General features: G+C 60.4%; 13 protein-coding genes and 1 pseudogene. 6 read left to right on the top strand and 8 right to left on the bottom strand.

The features are described from left to right. Positions 1 to 22 precede the first annotated feature (22 nt). Positions 23 to 1,624: an APC family permease gene (locus tag HV773_RS10265; protein WP_175194999.1), complete on the bottom strand. Its 1,602-nt coding sequence runs from the start codon at positions 1,622 to 1,624 to the stop codon at positions 23 to 25. A 458-nt stretch (positions 1,625 to 2,082) separates the two neighbouring features. On the opposite strand from HV773_RS10265, the gene HV773_RS10260 reads away from it, so the two are divergent. The 3 genes from HV773_RS10260 (at position 2,083) to HV773_RS10250 (ending at position 5,365) form a co-directional block, all read left to right on the top strand. Further along, positions 2,083 to 2,547: a (2Fe-2S)-binding protein gene (locus tag HV773_RS10260; protein WP_175194997.1), complete on the top strand. Its 465-nt coding sequence runs from the start codon at positions 2,083 to 2,085 to the stop codon at positions 2,545 to 2,547. After that, positions 2,540 to 4,783, top strand: coding sequence for a xanthine dehydrogenase family protein molybdopterin-binding subunit (locus tag HV773_RS10255; RefSeq protein WP_175194995.1), 2,244 nt, complete (start codon positions 2,540 to 2,542; stop codon positions 4,781 to 4,783). The genes HV773_RS10260 and HV773_RS10255 overlap by 8 nt, the downstream gene beginning before the upstream one ends. A 174-nt stretch (positions 4,784 to 4,957) precedes the next feature. Then, complete coding sequence (locus HV773_RS10250; RefSeq protein WP_175194993.1) at positions 4,958 to 5,365, top strand: SRPBCC family protein; 408 nt, start codon at positions 4,958 to 4,960, stop codon at positions 5,363 to 5,365. A 20-nt stretch (positions 5,366 to 5,385) separates the two neighbouring features. Here the strand turns inward: HV773_RS10250 and HV773_RS10245 are convergent, their stop codons facing one another. Next, a complete protein-coding gene (locus HV773_RS10245; RefSeq protein ID WP_175194991.1) occupies positions 5,386 to 5,769 on the bottom strand; it encodes a YybH family protein in 384 nt (127 codons plus the stop codon). Positions 5,770 to 5,809: 40 nt separating this feature from the next. Continuing rightward, positions 5,810 to 8,473, bottom strand: a pseudogene (locus tag HV773_RS10240) (ATP-dependent Clp protease ATP-binding subunit); the annotation flags it as partial. Positions 8,474 to 8,721: 248 nt separating this feature from the next. Between HV773_RS10240 and HV773_RS10235 the strand changes: the two are divergent. Together HV773_RS10235 and HV773_RS10230 are read left to right on the top strand one after the other, a co-directional pair. After that, positions 8,722 to 9,201, top strand: coding sequence for a hypothetical protein (locus HV773_RS10235; RefSeq protein WP_217481906.1), 480 nt, complete (start codon positions 8,722 to 8,724; stop codon positions 9,199 to 9,201). A 15-nt stretch (positions 9,202 to 9,216) separates the two neighbouring features. Then, positions 9,217 to 9,552, top strand: a complete 336-nt coding sequence (locus HV773_RS10230; protein WP_175194985.1) for a DUF6566 family protein — start codon at positions 9,217 to 9,219, stop codon at positions 9,550 to 9,552. 60 nt (positions 9,553 to 9,612) lie between these two features. Here HV773_RS10230 and HV773_RS10225 read toward each other — a convergent pair whose 3' ends face one another. The 5 genes from HV773_RS10225 to HV773_RS10205 form a co-directional block, all read right to left on the bottom strand. Further along, positions 9,613 to 10,494 carry a LysR family transcriptional regulator gene (locus tag HV773_RS10225; RefSeq protein WP_175195249.1) on the bottom strand — a complete coding sequence of 294 codons (882 nt, stop codon included), beginning with the start codon at positions 10,492 to 10,494 and terminating at the stop codon, positions 9,613 to 9,615. Between the two features lie 257 nt (positions 10,495 to 10,751). Beyond that, positions 10,752 to 11,663 (bottom strand): bestrophin family protein, encoded by a 912-nt coding sequence (locus HV773_RS10220; RefSeq protein WP_175194984.1) that lies wholly within the window; start codon positions 11,661 to 11,663, stop codon positions 10,752 to 10,754. Positions 11,664 to 11,697: 34 nt separating this feature from the next. Beyond that, positions 11,698 to 12,705: a cytochrome d ubiquinol oxidase subunit II gene (cydB, locus tag HV773_RS10215; RefSeq protein WP_175194982.1), complete on the bottom strand. Its 1,008-nt coding sequence runs from the start codon at positions 12,703 to 12,705 to the stop codon at positions 11,698 to 11,700. Between the two features lie 4 nt (positions 12,706 to 12,709). Continuing rightward, positions 12,710 to 14,098 (bottom strand): cytochrome ubiquinol oxidase subunit I, encoded by a 1,389-nt coding sequence (locus tag HV773_RS10210; protein WP_175194980.1) that lies wholly within the window; start codon positions 14,096 to 14,098, stop codon positions 12,710 to 12,712. A 110-nt stretch (positions 14,099 to 14,208) separates the two neighbouring features. After that, positions 14,209 to 16,485, bottom strand: a complete 2,277-nt coding sequence (locus HV773_RS10205) for an FdhF/YdeP family oxidoreductase (RefSeq protein ID WP_175194978.1) — start codon at positions 16,483 to 16,485, stop codon at positions 14,209 to 14,211. A 307-nt stretch (positions 16,486 to 16,792) separates the two neighbouring features. On the opposite strand from HV773_RS10205, the gene HV773_RS10200 reads away from it, so the two are divergent. Continuing rightward, entirely contained in the window at positions 16,793 to 18,217 is a 1,425-nt protein-coding gene (locus HV773_RS10200; protein ID WP_175194976.1) for an aminotransferase-like domain-containing protein, read from the top strand. The last annotated feature ends 205 nt before the right edge of the window (positions 18,218 to 18,422 follow it).

Raw genomic sequence — 18,422 nt, 5'->3', positions numbered from 1 at the left:
CCGGCACGCTAGAGGCGTGCTATCAGGCCTCGGAGACAGAAGGCAGCGCTTCGAGTTCGGCGAGTTTTTCGCGTTCGTCGAGGTACTGCGAGCGATAACCCGAGTTCACGCCCCAGTAGTAGAAGCCGAGCGAGATGATCGCAACCACCAGCATGTCCCAGCCGTAGGGAATGAGGTCGTGGCCGCCGAACTGCTTGCTGCCGATCAGCGACAGGACCGCCATCACCGGCAGGTACGCGCACAGCCACCATGCAGCCTTCAGATCCTGGCCCCAGCCGTCGAAGCCCGTCTTGCGCTGGAAGTAGAAGTACACCGGCAGCGCGACGACCATCAGCAGGATGATTTCGCCGGTCAGCGGCCACTTCGCCCAGTACAGGATCATCGACGCGCACACGAACGCGAACGGCGCAATGACCTTCATGAACGGCACGGTGAGCGGGCGTTCCAGATCGGTTGCCGCGCGCTTGAGCGCCATCAGGCTGATCGGGCCGGTGAGGTACGAGATCACGGTCGCCACCGAGATCACCGCCGCGAGCGAGCTCCAGCCGCGGAAGAAGAACATGAAGATGAACGAGACTAGCAGGTTGAACCACATGGCCTGGCGCGGCACGCCGTAGAACGGATGCACATTGCCGAACATCTTCGGCATCGTGTTGTTGCGCTCCATCGCGTAGATCATGCGCGAGGTCGTGGCCATGTAGGTCGTGCCGGTGCCGCTCGGGCTCACGAACGCGTCCACGTAGAGCATGATTGCCAGCCAGTTCAGGTTCAGCGCGATCGCGAGCTCGGCGAACGGCGACTTGAAGTTGAAGGTGTTCCAGCCTTTCATGACATCCGTCGGCGAGACCGCGCCGATGTACGCAATCTGCAACAGCACGTAGATCACGAGCGCGCAGAGGATCGAGCCGATCACCGCGAACGGCACGCTCTTCGACGGGTTGCGTGCTTCACCCGCGAGGTTGATCGGGCTCTGGAAGCCGTTGAACGCGAACACGATGCCGCTGGTTGCCACAGCCGTGAACACCGCCGACCAGCCATAAGGCGCGAATTCGGTCGACTGGCCGAAGTTCTCGTGATGGAAGCCGGTCGCCATCAGGCCTGCGATCGTGAGACCCGGGATGATGAACTTGAAGATCGTGATGGCGCTATTGGCGCGCGCGAAGAGCTTCACACCCCAGTAGTTGAGCATGAAGTAAATGATCACGAGCAGCGCGGAGAGCAATAAGCCCGATGAGGTGAGCGATCCGTCGACGAACAACGCGTGCGCCCATGGGTAGGGCCAGGTGCTCATGTACTGGATCGAGGCTTCGGCTTCGATCGGAATCACCGAAACAATGGCGATCCAGTTGGCCCATGCGCTGATGAAGCCTACGAGCGCGCCGTGCGAGTAACGCGCGTAACGCACCATGCCGCCCGATTCGGGGAACATTGCGCCAAGCTCGGCGTAGGTGAGCGCAATCGCCAGAATGACCACGGCGCCGATGATCCATGCGCAGATGGCTGCGGGGCCGGCAATCTTGGCTGCCTTCCACGCACCGAACAGCCAGCCCGAACCGATGATCGACCCAAGGCCGGTGAACATCAGTGCGAACGGCCCGATATGTCGTTTAACAGAACTACTCACATTGTCTCCTTATCTCCAGATCGCAAGAAATCGTCGCGACTTTCGTCCGAATCTTGTTCTCGTCATACGCATTTTTGCTGCGCCTTGAATGCCTGTATGCGCATTGAAAGGCTGGTGCGGCCAGGCAGCAATAAATGGTGAAGGCGGATACTCGTGTGACTTCCCTGGTGCGTCCAATGCTGAATGCACATAGCTTCATGCGAAATTTGCATGATGGAAATAATAGTGGCTATATAAAGGGGATTTGCCTGCGCGTGACATGCATGGAGTAGCGTCGAACCTATGCATATTCATCTATTTAATTCGCACATTCGATTAGCTTTCAAGACATTCAGGCAAATGAAGCGGATTTTCCGGCATGGCAGGTTCTGCATGCCGCGACTAGACTCCACAGGTTATTGCTCCGTCCGCCCACGCCAGGCGTTGGTACTTACACAGCACAGAAAAGGTCGAACAACATGGTACAGATCGTGGTGAATGGAAAGCGCCATCAATTCGATGGCGATCCCGGGATGCCCTTGCTCTGGTATCTGCGCGACGAGCTTGGGCTCACGGGCACGAAATTCGGCTGCGGCATGGCGCTGTGCGGCGCATGCACGGTGCATCTCGACGGCCAGCCCACACGCGCCTGCGTGACGCCGGTCGGCTCGCTGGAAGGCCGCAGCATTACGACCATCGAGGCCATTCACGAGCAGAAGGTCGGCGCCGCCGTGCAGGCCGCCTGGATCGAGAAACAGGCGCCGCAATGCGGCTACTGCCAGTCGGGCCAGGTGATGTCGGCGGTGGCGCTGCTTGCGGCCAAACCCAATCCTACCGACGCCGACATCAACGACGCGATGAGCGGCAACATTTGCCGCTGTGCGACCTATCAGCGGATTCGCGCCGCGATTCATCACGCATCGGAGGAGCTCAAGCATGCGTGATCCGATCCTTCGTGATGAGGCCGCGCAGGGCGGCGCGGAACCCCGTGCGACGCTTACGCGCCGCCAGTTTCTTGCCGGCATGTCGGCGTTGACGCTTGCGGTCGGCTTTCGCGGCGGCCTTGCGGTGGCGGCATCGCTCGATCCCGCGAAGCTGCCGTTCGAGCCGAATGCGTTTGTTCGCGTGAATGCGGACGGCACGGTCACGGTCATCTCCGAGTATCTGGAGATGGGCCAGGGCACGTTTACGGGGCTGGCCACCATGGCCGCCGACGAACTCGACGTGTCGCTCGACAAGGTGAAGGTCGTTCCCGCGCAGGCCGACGTGAAGAAATATGCGAACCCCATATTCGCAACGTTTGGCTGGACGGTGCAGGGTACCGGCGGCAGCACGGCAATGGCCGGCGCGTGGAAGCAGATGCGCGAGGCCGCTGCGGCTGCGCGCATGATGCTGGTGTCCGCCGCCGCGAAGACCTGGAAGGTGGACGCGAACACGCTGCACGTCGAAGACGGCGTGATCGTGCACGCGCCATCGGGCCGCCGTGCGGGCTATGGCCAGTTCGTTGCCGCCGCCGCGCGCGAAAGCGTTCCGACGCACGTGGTGCTCAAGCATCCCGACGACTTCAAACTGATCGGCAGCGATAAGACCCGCCGCGTCGACGTGCCCGCGAAGGTGGACGGTTCCGCGATTTATACGCAGGACATCAAGGTGCCGGGCATGCTGGTGGCGGTGATCGCGCATCCGCCGCGTTTGGGCGGCAAGGTCCAGCACGTGGACGCGAGCAAGGCGAAGGCGATCAAGGGCGTGGTCGCCGTGGTCGAGGTGCCGGGCGACGGCGAAGTACAGGGCGGTGTGGCGGTGCTCGCCCACAACACGTGGATCGCCCGCCAGGGTCGCGACGCGCTGGCGATCACGTGGGACGACAGCCACGCGTTCGCCCTGAGTTCCGACGACATCTACAAGCAGTTCCGCGCGCTTGCCGATCAACCTGGCGTTGTAGCGGAAAAACGCGGCACGGTGCTGAACGCGGCGCCCGAGGGCGGCAAGTATCTGGAAGCCGTTTATGAGCAGCCCTATCTTTCGCACGCACCGATGGAGCCGTTGAACTGCCTCGTGCATCTGCAGGGCAGCCGCTGCGAGATCTGGAACGGCGAGCAGTGGGCCACGGGCGACCAGGCGATGGCCGCGAAGGAGCTAGGGCTCAAGCCCGAGCATGTCACCATTCATCAACTCTATGCGGGCGGCAGCTTTGGCCGTCGCGCGAATCCGCAATCGGACTATGTGCGCGAGGCGTGCCGCATCGTGCGCGCGGCGCACGCGCAAGACATCAACGCGCCCGTCAAGCTCGTGTGGATGCGCGAGGACGATATGCGCGCGGGCTATTACCGGCCGCTCACGGTCCACAAGGTGCGAGTCGCGCTCGACAAGGCGGGCAACTTGGTGTCGTGGAATCACGATGTGGTCGGGCAGAGCTTCATGCAACTGCCCAAGCCGGATTCGGTCGATCCGGTGCTGGTCGAAGGCACGGCCGACATTCCCTACGACATTCCGAACTTCAAGGCCACGCAGCACGCGCCGAAGCTGCCGGTGCAGACCCAGTGGCTGCGCTCGGTCGGGCACACCCACGCCGCCTTCGTGGGCGAAACCATGATGGACGAAGCGGCGCGGGCAGCCGGTAAGGATCCCTATGCATTTCGCCACGCGCTGCTGGCGAGCAAGCCACGGCATCGCGGCGTGCTCGATCTCGCGGCGCAAAAGGCGGGCTGGTCGACGCCGCTGGCGGCGGGCGCGCAGGGCACGAAGCGTGGCCGGGGCATTGCGCTGCAATTCGCGTTTGGGACCTATGTCGCGCAGGTGGCCGAGGTGACCGTGCAGCAGGACGGCTCGTTCACGGTCGACCGCATGGTCTGCGCGGTCGATTGCGGCACCGTGATCAATCCGGATATCGTCGCGGCACAGGTGGAAGGCGGGATCGGCTTCGGCCTCGCGTTCCTGCACACGGCCATCACGTTCGACAAGGGGCACGTGAAGGAGGGCAACTTCAACGACTATCCGGTGCTGCGCATGAGCGGCATGCCCGTGGTCGAGGTGCATATCGTGCCGTCGAAGGAGGCGCCCACCGGCATTGGCGAGCCCGGCGTGCCGCCTGCTGCGCCCGCGGTGGCGAATGCGCTGGCAGCCGCTACTGGCGCGACGATTCGCACGCTGCCGCTCGGCGACACGCTGCGTCCTGCCTGATAGCGGATTGGGGGCCGGCAAAGCTGGGGCCTGTGGGGCGTGGCAACTACGCAAGGCGCGCATGATGCGATGAGGGCGGCAGTGTTCGCGAATGAGCAGGGCAATCGCGGATAAAATGTCCGGCCGAAGCATTCACGCGCCTTGCGGCAGTTCGCGCTCGCAACAGGAGAAAACATGACGGACCCCGGCATTATCGAGTTGACCCGCTTCCTGCCTCACACGCCTGAGCACGTATGGACCACCTTGACCGATCCGGTCATCCACGCGAAATGGTGGGCGGCGGGCGACGTGCGCGCGAGTGTCGGGCATCGCTTCACGCTCGACATGGGTCCGTGGGGGCAGCAACCTTGCGAAGTGATTGCCGTGGAGCCCGAGCGTTTGTTCGCTTATGCGTTCGCAACGGGCACGCTGAACACCACGATTACCTGGCGCCTCGCCCCGGAGGGCGACGGCACGCGCCTGACGCTCGAGCACAATGGGTTCGACCTCGACGCACCGTTGGGCAAGACGGCTTACCAGGGCATGGGGCGCGGCTGGCCAGGCGTCATCGAGCGGCTTCAGGACGTGCTGGCCTCAAACTGAGGCCGCATGCGCGGCTTCGATTAGCTGCGCACGCTCAGCAAATTGGCGTCGCGCGCGAGGCGCCACTTTCCATCGGCCTCCTTGCGCAGCAGCGTGAGCGTATAGCCCGCGCGGCGCACCGTGCCGCCGTCCGGCGGCGTGATGGCAATATCGATGCGATTGCGGATGAACGCCCAGTCGCCGAGGATCTGCAGTTCGACGATCTCGCTGTTGCCATCGACCTTCATGCCTTCCATGCCCTTCGAGGCGGCAGCGAACGTTTCCTTGCCGAACGGCTCCTGACCCGGGACCATGAAGATGACATCGTCCGTCATCAGGCTCAGAACGGTTGCCGTATCGCCGCGCTTGCTGGCGGCCATCCAGGTTTCCACGACTTGCCGAATGGCGCGTTCATCGTCGTTCATGGTGTGCTCCTCCAATTTGTTCAGACGTGGTGGAAGGCTACACCTTGTTGAACGTCACTTCCTCGTCTTTCTTGTCATAGTCGATTTCCACGCTATCGCCGGATTTGAGTGCATCGCCGAGTATTTCCTTTGCAAGACGGGTTTCCACTTCCTGGCGGATTTGCCGTTTCAACTCGCGCGCGCCGAACTCCGGTTGATAGCCGACTTCGGCCAGATGGTCGACCAGCGAGTCGCTCAGCTTCAGCGTGATGTCCTGCGCGGCCGCGGCCCGAACGACACGATCGAGCTGAATCTGCACGATCGCGCGAATATTCTCCTTTGAAAGGGCGTGGAACACGATAATGTCGTCGATCCGGTTGAGGAACTCGGGCCGGAAGTGGCCCTTGAGCACCGTCATCAACTCGTCTCGCACGGCCTTTTCGCTCTTGCGCTTCGCCTCGGGTTGTTCGAGGTTCTCCATGATGATCGAAGCGCCCAGATTGCTCGTGGCGATGATGATCGTGTTGCTGAAATCGACCACGCGGCCCTTGCCATCGGTGAGACGCCCGTCGTCGAACACTTGCAGAAGCACGTTATAGACATCCGGGTGCGCTTTCTCGATCTCGTCGAGCAGGATCACGCTATACGGACGCCGCCGCACGCGCTCGGTGAGTTGCCCACCCTCGTCGTAACCCACGTATCCCGGCGGCGCGCCGATCAGCCGGGCGACGGCATGGCGCTCCATGTACTCGCTCATGTCGATCCGGACGATTGCCTGTTCATCTCCAAAGACGCTTTCCGCTAGCGCTTTAGCGAGTTCGGTCTTGCCAACGCCCGTTGGCCCGAGAAACAGGAAATTCGCAATGGGCCGGTGCTCCTGGCCCAGGCCCGCGCGCGACAAACGCACGGCATCGCTCACCGCGACAACCGCATCGTCCTGGCCGACCACGCGCGCTCTCAGCGTGTCTTCCATCTTCAGCAGTTTTTTGCGCTCCTCCTGGGTGAGCTCAGTAACCGGAATGCCCGTGAGCCGCGAGACGACCTCCGCGACGGACGCCACCGTCACTTCCAGCGTTTCCGTGCCGGTCTTGCGCTGCCATGCCTCCATCTGCTCTTCGAGCTGTTTCTCTTTCTCGTTGATGCGTTCTTCAAAGGCCTTCGCCTGGTCGTAACGCTTGCGCGAGGAGGCATAGTCCTGTTCGCGCTTGAGTTGGGCTACTTCGGCCTCCAGCTCCTGAATGTCGGCTGGCCGCGACGTGGCGCCGATGCGCACGCGCGCGGCCGCCTGGTCGATCAGGTCGATGGCCTTGTCCGGCAGAAAACGCGAGGTGATATAGCGATCGGCGAATTCTGCCGCGGCGACGAATGCATCATCGGAAAACGTGACCTGATGGTGCGCTTCAAGTTTGTCGCGCAGACCGCGCAGGATAACGATGGTTTGCTCGACGCTAGGCTCGGGAACGAGCACGGGCTGGAAACGACGCTCCAGCGCCGCATCTTTCTCGATGTACTTCTGATACTCGTTCAGCGTGGTCGCACCGATCAGGCTCAACTCGCCGCGCGCGAGTGCGGGTTTCAGCACGTTCGCGATGTCGAGACCGCCTTCGCCGCCGCCTTGCCCGGCGCCAACGATCGTATGCAGCTCGTCGATGAACAGAATGAGTTCGTCCTGCTTGGCCGTCACCTCGTCGATCAATTGCTTCGCGCGCTCTTCGAATTCGCCACGATACTTCGCGCCGGCGACCATCGAGTTGATATTGACTTCCACCAGGCGTTTGCCGCGCAGCACCTCGGGGACATCGCCGTTGACCATGCGCTGCGCGAGTCCTTCAACAATCGCGGTCTTACCGACACCCGGTTCGCCGATGAGCACCGGGTTGTTCTTCTTGCGGCGCGCCAGGACCTCAATCGTGCTTTCAATCTCTTGAGCGCGGCCAAGCACCGGATCGAGCTTGCCCTGACGCGCGAGCGCGGTGAGGTCGCGCCCGAACTTGTCGAGGTTCGGCGTACCCGTGGGCGTTTCAATGCGCCCGTCTTCCGCGCCCTTGCCGACAACCTTGACCACTTTCTGGCGCAGCGCCTCTGGCGTCACGCCATATTTTTTCAGCAGCGTGCCCGCCAGGCTTTCCGGCACGGCGGCCAGGCCGATTAGCAGGTGTTCCGGACCCACGTATGAATGTCCGAGATCGCGCGACGCCTGGAATGCGAACTGAAATGCCTTCTTCAGGCGCGGCGATACGGTCATTCTTTCGAGCGATTCGTCGTCGCTGGCCGAGCCTTGCTTTGCGTGCTCGTCGATATAGCCCCTGATGTCCTGGGGGGAGAGCTTCAACTCTTTGAGTAGCGCCGCGCACACGTCGGTATCCGCGAGTACGTAAAGCAGATGCTCCGTATCGAGTTCGGTGCGGTGCAATTCGTGAGCCTTTTCGGCGGCGCGTTGCAGCAACTCCATGGTTTGCTCGCTGAACGCATCGGTGGCGTCGACGGACTCGCGAGGCACGCTCGCGCTCATTGCGGAATCGTCGCCGTATTCGCCGAGCAAACCTGAAAGATCGCCGCCTCCGCCGCCAAGCAGCGAATCGAACGGATTGAGCATGCTTTGGTGGCGCATCAACTGCCGATAGTGATAGTCGCAGATCGACAGCGACTTGCGCTCGCCGTTTTCGGTTACGACGACGCGCGCGACAGCGGGGCGAGCGTGGCAGATATCGCAGAGCGTAGACATGGCCGGAGTTCCTGTTCACAAGCGCCACGGACACCCGATGAGCGCGCGATGGCAACCCAAAAGGGACAATTTGACGATTGAATTTTATGGTTGGATTCAACCGGTGTGAACGTTCGGCGAGCCGATACTTTATATCGGAGAGCTGGCGGTCGAACTTTCTGCTCGATATTGGGTATCGTATTAAGCTGTACTATCGGTGTAGCGTGCGTGGCTGGCGCTGACCATATAGCTCTTTCGATCGGGATTCAATGATGAAAACTGACACCGAAGCGAGTGCGCGTGTTGAAGAGCGCAAAAAAGCCGGGCCGCATCTTACCGCGCATGAGCATGTGGGGCTGAACGGCAGGATTGCCGTCGCTATCACCAATGTCGTTGGAACGATGTGGTGTGCCTACGTTTTTGCGGCAATTGCGCTTGTGAGCTTGCCGTCGGCCATCCAAGGCGGCGTTGCCGCGCTCGTTGCGTGGCTCGCCCAGACGTTTTTGCAACTCGTACTGCTTTCCGTCATCATGGTTGGGCAGAAGGTGGCGGCTGCTGCATCGGATAAACAGGCATTGCAAACCTACAAAGATGCCGAGGCGCTTCTGAAACTGCAGGACGAAATGCGCAGGCTCATTGAAATCAACAACACGCTAACGGAAGCAATCCATGGCGCGGTACAGGAAATGCGAAACCCGGCGGCCAGACAGCCGTCCGTGACGGGGGAGTCCCGGCCGCAAACTAGATGATTACGGAGACAGCGGATGGCTCGAACCGAGAGTATGACGTGTCACGGGTTTGAAATAACGACGCAATCCCGCGACAACGGGCGAGGCGGCTGGATTGCGCACGTGGAGGTCCGTCACGATGGCCGCTTGTTTGCGACCTGTAGCCCGGACACCGTGCAGCCGGAATGGTTAACGGAGGAAGAGGCCAATCGCGATGGCCTGGAGCGAGGCTGCAAATTCATCACCCATATAAAGACTGGCGGTGAGGATCGCTCATGGGTCGCCATTCGCGAGCACGCTGAGCGCTGGTTTTTCAGAATCGAATCCTCGCAGGAGGCGGAGCAAATCGTTCGTGACCTGCATGACCGTTGATGTGACCCATTCGTGGGTTTTAACCATGCGATACACGGGGATCGCATGGTTCTGAGTTAGCTATCGGGACAGCGTATCGGCGATATAACCCCTGAGCGTGTCGACTACTTTACGGACCCGCAACGGAATTGGACGTTGCGGCTGGATAAGCAGGTTCAGCGCCAGCGCAGGCATTTCGTACTGTGGGAGCACCTGTACCAGTCCGCCCGTTTCGAGTGCGTCCTTTGCAGCCGGCGCTTCGAGCACGCCGAGCCCGAGTCCTGACAAAACCATTTCATACATCGGGCGCCAATGCGTGGTCTTGATGACCGTCTGAATCGGAACGCTCTCGATGAGTGCGCCATCTCGCGAGACCGGTAGCAGGTCGGCGTCGAACGATCCTTTCACGCGAATCAGATTGTGCCTTGCGAGATCCGCGAGATCGTCAATCGCGTCGTGCCGCTTTAGATAATCCGGCGATGCTACGAGCACACGCTCGATGTCCCCAAGCGGCCAAGCAATATACGCACCATCGGCTAGCTGTCCGAGGCGAAACGAGATGTCGACGCCCTCGGTGACCAGATCGGTGATCTTGTCGTTGAGCACGAGTTCGATGTCGATGCGCGGAAAGCTTTCACGGATACGCTTCACGCCTTCCGGCAGAAGCGTTTCACCGAAGCAGTGCGGCGCTGCAATACGGATCGAACCTTTCACGGCCTGTTCGTCGTTCGAAACCTCGGCCACGGCCTGCTCCACGGCCCCTAGAACCGCCTTGCTGCGCTCGTGAAAAATCGTTCCCTCCGGCGTGCATTTGAAGGCGCGTGCGTTGCGTTGCAGCAGGCGGCAGCCGAGGAACTTTTCGAGCCGCTCGATGCGCTCGCTCACGGCCGGCTGGCCGATGTCCAGATCCCGTGCGGCGCCCGAAATGCTCCCTCTTTCGACGACTCTCACGTAAATCCGCATGGCCTCCAGCAGGTTGACATTACGTTCCTTACTGTGGGTGGCGATATTCGCGGTGCGTCCTTCAGCAAATGGCGTTGACATATGATCCCTCTCATCTTTAACTCCGATTCTTGCTTCGCGTCCCGAAGTGGCGACGCGGCGATGGGATAAGAGTAAGAGCGATCACTCATGCGTGGAGCGCACAAATCTGGCTCATTGAATAGAGCACAGTTTGAATGAAGCGAGCCCCGTTTGAGCGTAGAGATAACAGTCGACGCTCAGGTCAGCTGATAGGGGCGAACCGGCTCGACCGGATCGGGAACGGGACATCCACAGAGTTCGAGAACGGAGCGCTCGATATTGCGCGACATCGCGTCGAGGGCGAGCGCGTTGGGCGCCACGCTGAACGGATCGGCCACTTCACTCGCAATCGCTTCGAGTGCGATCAGCGTATAGGCAATGAACACGCACAGTAGCGGCGTAAAAAACTCCGTGGAATCCACCAGCCCGAACGGCAGCAAAACGCAATAGGCGTAGACGGTGCGATGCAGCAGCACGTTATAGGCGAACGGAATCGGCGTAGAGGCAATCCGCTCACAGCCACCCAACACTTTGCCCAACTCGCCGATCTGGGCGTCGAGCATCCACAGCCTGGTATCGGATGGGTGAATGCGATGCTTCGGGGTTGAGAGCTCGCGCCGTATTTCGTTGAGAATGGACATCGGTCTATAGATCTGGCTGCACACGCTTTCAGTCTGTTCGGGGCCAAGTAGACGCTCGAGATCCATCGTGGGATCGGTGCCGCGCAATTCGTGCTTGATGGCGTAAACGAATCCGATGACCTGCTGCGCGATACGCAAGGTATCCGCGCGCTCCGGAATGTAGCAAAGCATCTGCGAAGTCAGCGTGCGCGACGCGATCAGCAAACTGCCCCAGAGATGCCGTGCTTCGTTGAAGCGCTCATAACTGGCGTTGTTCCGAAACGCGAGGAAGATAGCCAGCGCGACGCCGAACAGCGTGAAGGGCGCGGTGTTGAGCGGAATCTTTTCCCCAAACACGCGCCCGTGTGTGAAGACCGCAAGCGTGCTCACCACCGCCATGAAGCACAGTTGCGGAATGATTGAAGACAGAACCGAACCGTTCCAGACGAACAGCAACCGGAACCAGTTCTCGCGGGGCCGGACGATCATGATGGCCTTTTATACATTCTCGTGTACTTCAACTTCAGTGATAGCCGTGATCGCCTTCGCGCACCTTGCCCCGGAACACGCGATATTGCATGGCGTTGTAGACGAGAATGACCGGCAGCACGATGACCGTGCCCACGAGCGCGAAGAGCTGGCTCGAATGGCTGGACGAGGCGTCCCAGATCGTGAGTGAGGGCGGAATGATGTACGGCCAGATGCTGATTACCAGCCCGGTATAACCGAGAAAGCAAATCGCCAGCGAGAGCAGGAAGGGCATCGCTTCGTGGCTCTGGTTCAGCGAGCGGTAGATGCCCAACGCGCACAGCACCACGAGAATCGGCACCGGCAGGAACCAGCCGAGATTGCCGCTGAGGAACCAGCGTTGCCGCACGGCGGGCAGGCCTAGCACGGTCCAGAGGCTAACGATGGCAATCGCGAAGAGCAGCACGGCAAGGAGCGGACGCATCACCTGGCGAATCTTGCGTTGTAACTCGCCGTCGGTCTTCAAGATCAGCCAGCCGCAGCCGAGCGTCGCATACGTGAGCAACACACCGAAGCCGCAGAACACGCTAAACGGCGAGAACCAGTCGAACGGATCGCCCGCGAATTTGTCGTCGACAATCTTGATGCCTTGCAGGAGCGATCCCAGCGTGATGCCTTGGCACATGGCAGCGAGCGCCGATCCACCGATAAACGCGAGATCCCAAGCATGCTGCGTACGCGTGGCTTTCGCGCGCAACTCGAAGGCCGCGCCGCGAAAGATCAGGCCCACTACCATGAGAATCAGCGGCATGTAGTTGGCGGGCAGCAGCGTCGAGTAAACCACGGGAAAGGCGCCATAGAGGCCCGCGCCACCTAGCACGAGGAAGGTTTCGTTCCCGTCCCACACCGGCGCGACGGTATTGAGCATCACTTCGCGTTCGGCTTTTCCTTCGAAGAATGGAAATAGCAGGCCGATGCCCAGATCGAAGCCGTCGAGCATCACATAGATGAAAACGCCGAGTCCGATGATGGCGGCCCAGATCACAGGAAGATCGATTTGCATGGTCTCAGTCCCCCACCACAGCGTCGAGTGCGCGATTGTGCAGTCCCGGATACTTGAGCGATTCAACACTTTCGATGCCGGTAGCCGGTCCCTTTCTCATCATCTTGAGCATGTAATAAACGCCTGTTCCGAAGACGAGAAAATAGACAACCACGAAGATGAGCAACGACACGCCGACCTGTTGTGCGCCGATGGGCGACACCGAGTCGACGGTGCGCACGACGCCATACACGGTCCACGGCTGCCGGCCCACTTCGGTCGTGATCCAGCCCGCGAGCAGCGCCAGAATGCCCGAGGGTCCCATGCAGAACACGAACCACTGAAACCAGCGTGCTTCGTAAAGGCGGCCACCGCGACGAAGTAAAAGTCCGACTACGGCAGTCAATAACATCAGCATGCCGAGCCCCGCCATGATCCGGAATGTCCAGAACACAATGGGCGAAAATGGACGATCCTCTGGTGGAAACTCCTTGAGTCCGCGAATTTCGCCGTTCCAGCTATGAGTGAGAATCAGGCTGCCGAGATGCGGCACCTTGATCGCGTAACGCGTCACTTCTGCATTCATGTCGGGAAAACCGATCAGGTTGAGTGCGGTGCCGCCATGCTCGGTTTCCCAGAGTCCTTCAATGGCGGCGATTTTCGCCGGCTGATACTCACGCGTGTTGAGGCCGTGCGCGTCGCCGACCAGAATTTGAATGGGTGCGAGAAAGAGCAATATCCACAGCGCCATCGAGAAACTGCGCTTGACCGGCACGTCGCGCCGCCCGTGGAGCAAATGCCATGCGCCGCAGGCGGCCACGATAAAGGCCGCGACGATAAAGGCCGCGATCGTCATGTGCGCAAGACGGAACGGGAACGAGGGATTGAAGATCACCTTGAGCCAGTCCACGGGCACGATGCGGCCATTCTGAATCGCATAGCCCTGCGGCGTTTGCATGAAGCTGTTGGACGAGAGAATCCAGAATGTCGAAATGAGCGTGCCGACCGCGACCATGAGCGTGGCGAAGAAATGCGCTTTCGGGCTCACACGACTCCAGCCGAACAGCATGACGCCGAGAAAGCCCGCTTCGAGGAAGAACGCCGTCAAGACTTCATAGGTCAGCAGCGGACCCGTGATATTGCCCGCAATGGTCGAGAATCCGCTCCAGTTGGTCCCGAACTCGTAAGCCATCACGACTCCCGAGACCACGCCCATGCCGAACCCCACCGCAAAGATCTTCGACCAAAAGCGGTACATGTCCTTGTAGGCCGCATCGCCCGTGAGCAGCAGGCGCCATTCGAGCACGGCGAGGAAACTCGCCATGCCGATGCTGATTGCCGGAAAGACGATATGAAAAGAGACGGTAAATGCGAACTGCAGCCTGGCGAGATGAAATGCGTCGAAGATGTCCATGATTTTTTAGTGCTCCCAGGTGACGGCTGCATTCACACGCCAAAGACATGCCAGCCGGGGACAACCTGACCACGTGGCGCACCCGGCCGGACTACCGAAACTGCCCGAGACTAAGTCCCTGCCCCGCGCACCACGCGCACCGGCACAGACTTGTATGAGGGCGTGCCACTTTCTTTGTCGATATAGTCGAGTGGAACCAGCACGTTGGCTTCCGGGTAATAGGCCGCGACGGAACCGCGTGCGATGCTGTACACGATTGCAGTAATGTTCTTCAAGCGCAGCGTACGGCCCGGCGTGACCGTTTCGATATCGACAAGATCGCCGTGCTCGATGCCGTACGCGGCCATGTCGTCGCCGTTCATGAAGAGCACGTCGCGCCGGCCGAACACGCCGCGGTAGCGGTCATCCATTGCGTAGATCGTCGTGTTGTACTGGTCGTGGCTGCGTATCGTGATTAACCGCAGCACGTTCTCCGCGCCCAATACGTCGGCGTCTTCCTTCACGCCTCCATAGACGGAGAACTCGGCTTTGCCCGATGGTGTGTGCCACTGGCGTTCGGTTGGCGGAAGCGGCAAGCGGAATCCGCCGGGCACGCGAATACGCCGGTTGAAGTCCTCGAAGCCGGGTACGGTCTGCTCGATCAGGTCGCGGATCTTGTCATAGTCGGCTGTGAGGTCCATCCACGCCACTTTCGTATTGGGCAGCGTGGCGCGCGCGATGCCCGCAACGATAGCGGGCTCCGAGCGCAACTGGTCGGATGCGGGCGTGAGTTTTCCGGCCGACGCATGAACCATGGACATCGAATCTTCCACCGTGATGGACTGACGCCCGCTGCTCTGCATGTCGAGTTCCGTACGGCCGAGGCACGGAAATACATAGGTTTCCTTCGCAACTAGAAGATGCGTGCGATTGAGCTTCGTGCCGACGTGAACGCTCAAGTCGAGCGCCGCCATCGCGGGGAACGACTGTTCGGAGTCGGGCAGCGCAACCGCGAAATTGCCGCCCAGACAGAGCAGCGCCTTGGCCTTGCCGTCGATCATCGCCTGCATGGCCTGCACTGCGTCGTGACCGTGGCCGTCGGGCGGCGTGAATCCGCAGGCCTGCTCGATCAGCTTGAGAAAAGCTTTTGACGGCTTCTCGGTGATGCCCACGGTGCGATTGCCTTGCACGTTCGAATGGCCGCGCAGCGGACAAATGCCGGCGCCGGGTTTGCCGAAATTGCCGCGCAGCAACAGCAGATCGGCGATCAGGCGTACGTTTGCGGTGCCCTTGTTGTGCTGGGTCACGCCCATGCCGTACGTGACAATTGTCGCGTTCGATTTCGCGTAGGCAATGGCCACATGTTCGAGGTCGGGGCGCGTGAGGCCGCTGGCTTTCTCGATGTCTTCCCAGGCGGTCGCCTCGAGATCGGCGGCGAAAGCGTCAAAGCCTTCGGTGTGCTGCGCGATAAACGCCTGGTCGAGTACGCCGCCTTGCTCCGCCTCCATTTGCAGCAACACTTTCATGATGCCCTTGAGCGCAGCCGCGTCGCCACCGGCGTCCAATTGGAAATAGGTGGACGCGATGCGTGTCGAGCCGAACGTGGCCATTTCAATCATGCTTTGCGGGTCGGCAAAGCGTTCTAGCGCGCGCTCGCGCAATGGATTGAAGACGATGATGGGCACGTTGCGCCGCGAAGCTTCGTGCAAGGTCCCCATCATGCGTGGATGGTTCGTGCCCGGGTTGTGGCCGATGGAAATAATGAGTTCGGTCGAATCGAAATCTTCCAGCGAGACCGTTCCTTTCCCGATGCCGATCGATTGCGGCAGGCCAACGCTGGTCGGCTCGTGACACATGTTCGAGCAATCGGGGAAATTGTTCGTGCCGTACTCGCGCGCGAAGAGTTGATACAGAAACGCGGCCTCGTTGGAGGCGCGGCCGGACGTATAGAACTCAACCTGATCCGGCGAGAGCGAGCGCAGGATTTCGCCGATGCGCGCGAATGCGTCTTCCCAATCGACAGCGCGAAACGTGTCGCTGGCGCGGTCGTAGACCAGTGGGTGAGTGAGCCGGCCCATGTCTTCGAGTTCATAGTCCGTCTTTTGCAGCAGCGAGGCGACGGTGTTCGCAGCGAAGAATTCCGGCGTCACGCGCTTCGTTGTGGCTTCCCAGGTCACGGCCTTCGCGCCGTTCTCGCAGAATTGAAAGGTGGAACGATGCTCTTTGTCAGGCCACGCGCAGCCGGGGCAGTCGAAGCCGTCGGGTTGATTGGTCCGCATCAGGATAATGGGCGCCTCGATGCTGTCCATTTGATCGTGAATCGCTTGTGCGGTTGCTTTAAGCGCGCCCCATCCGCCTGCTGGACCCGTGTAGGGATGGATGCCGGGTACATCACGTAGTTTCGTCATGGGAAACTCCATTGTGTTTTCTACGCATGCAGCGCAAGGCCGGGGCCACGCTGCATCGGGGACCGCACAGGTCCGGGAATTCGTAGCTAGAACGAATATTTTCCACCTCATTCTAGGGAGGCGGCGTGTTGCCGTGAACGGTCGGCAATCCGATATTAGCTATCGGTTGTGAAACGCTTATACGCAAGCGTAAACGTTAAGGACTGCCTCTATGACACACAGAATTCACCGGTCGCTTAGAGTACAGTTTCGCCCACAGCAGTACACTGCACGAACTGTGCTGTGAGCGACCAGCGGGGAGAACGCGGTGAAGCTCTATGAAAAGCTCGCGGACGATATCGAGACGCTGATTCGCAAGGGCGTTTACCGGCCCGGCGACCGCGTGCCGTCGGTTCGCCAGGCGAGCCAGCAGCATCGCATCAGCATTACCACGGTGATTCGGGCGTACTTGCTGCTAGAAAGCCGTGGGGTGGTGGAGAGTCGCCCGCAGTCCGGCTATTTCGTGAGCGCGCGCATGGGCGATGGGGGCGCGGATTCGAATGAGTTGCGCACGAGCCGGCCGATTGCGGTGTCGGCAACTGTAGACGTGAGCCGTCTCGTGCTGTCCACTTTGCGTTCTATTGGCACGGACGACGCGGTGCCGCTCGGTTCGCCGTATCCAGACCCGCAGCTTTTTCCATACGAAAAGCTCAACCGCTATGCGTCGGCGGCGGGACGCAAGAAGTCGCTATGGGGCGTAACCAACGCGCTGCCGCCGGGTACCCCGGAGCTGGTTCGCCAGATCGCCCGTCGCTACCTCGAGAACGGCATGGCCGTGGACCCCAACGAGATCATCGTGACGGTCGGCGCGACGGAGGCGATCAATCTGTGTCTGCAGGCTGTGGCCAAGCCGGGCGACGTGATCGCCGTGGAGTCGCCCACGTTCTACGCCATGCTGCATGCTATCGAGCGATCGGGCATGAAGGCGATCGAGGTGGCGACGCACCCCGAGTACGGGATCGAAATCGAGGCGCTGGCGAAGATCATTGAAGCGGGGCCGATCGCCGCTTGCATGGTGATGCCGAATTTTCAGAATCCGCTCGGGTTTCAGATGCCCGACGAGCGCAAGCGCGCACTCGTCGATTTGCTCGCAAAGGCGGGGATTCCCGTGATCGAAAACGGCGTTTATAACGAACTGTATTTCGGCGATTCGCATCCCACCACGCTCAAATCCTATGACAAAAAAGGCACGGTGCTGCACTGCGGGTCATTTTCGAAGAGTTTGACAGCGGCGTATCGCATCGGCTGGGCTTTGCCGGGCCGCTATCGCGATGAGGTCGAAAAGCTGAAGTTTCTGAATACGCTGACGACTTCGGTCATTCCTCAATTGGCCATTGCCGAATACCTCGAGCGCGATGGCTATGAGCATCATCTGAGGCGTATCCGCAAAAATTACGCTCAGCAGGCCAATTTAATGAAGTCGATGGTCATGCGTTTTTTCCCGGCGGGCACGCGCACGTCGACTCCGATGGGCGGATACGTGCTCTGGATCGAGTTGCCTGCGAAGGTGGATTCGATGACGCTTTATCAGCTCGCTCTGGCGCGCGGCATCACGATTGGTCCGGGTTATATGTTTTCCGTGTCGGACAACTATCGCAACTTCATTCGGCTCAATTACAGCACGCCCTGGTCGCCGGAAATCGAGCAGGCGGTCATCACGGTCGGAAAGCTCGCAGCCTCGTGCGCGAAGTAGGCAAAAGTTCGTGCACCGCTACTTCCTCATCATGGCCATGACGAGAAAGTGAAACGGCAACACGAGTAAAACGGTTGCGCCGAATCCCACGCACCAGAGAATGATTGTCCACTTCAGGTCGCGCAGAAAACGGTGCGGTCGGTCCTTGGGTTCGCGCGTCACGATGGGCTCCCGTTCGTCATCCGTAAGGGCATGATCGCGTCGG

Origin of the sequence: Paraburkholderia caffeinitolerans, assembly GCF_902859945.1 — a bacterium.
Taxonomy (GTDB): Bacteria; Pseudomonadota; Gammaproteobacteria; order Burkholderiales; family Burkholderiaceae; genus Paraburkholderia; species Paraburkholderia caffeinitolerans.
The sequence above is the reverse complement of the archived record's forward strand: the minus strand, read 5'-3'. Positions and strand labels throughout refer to the sequence as shown.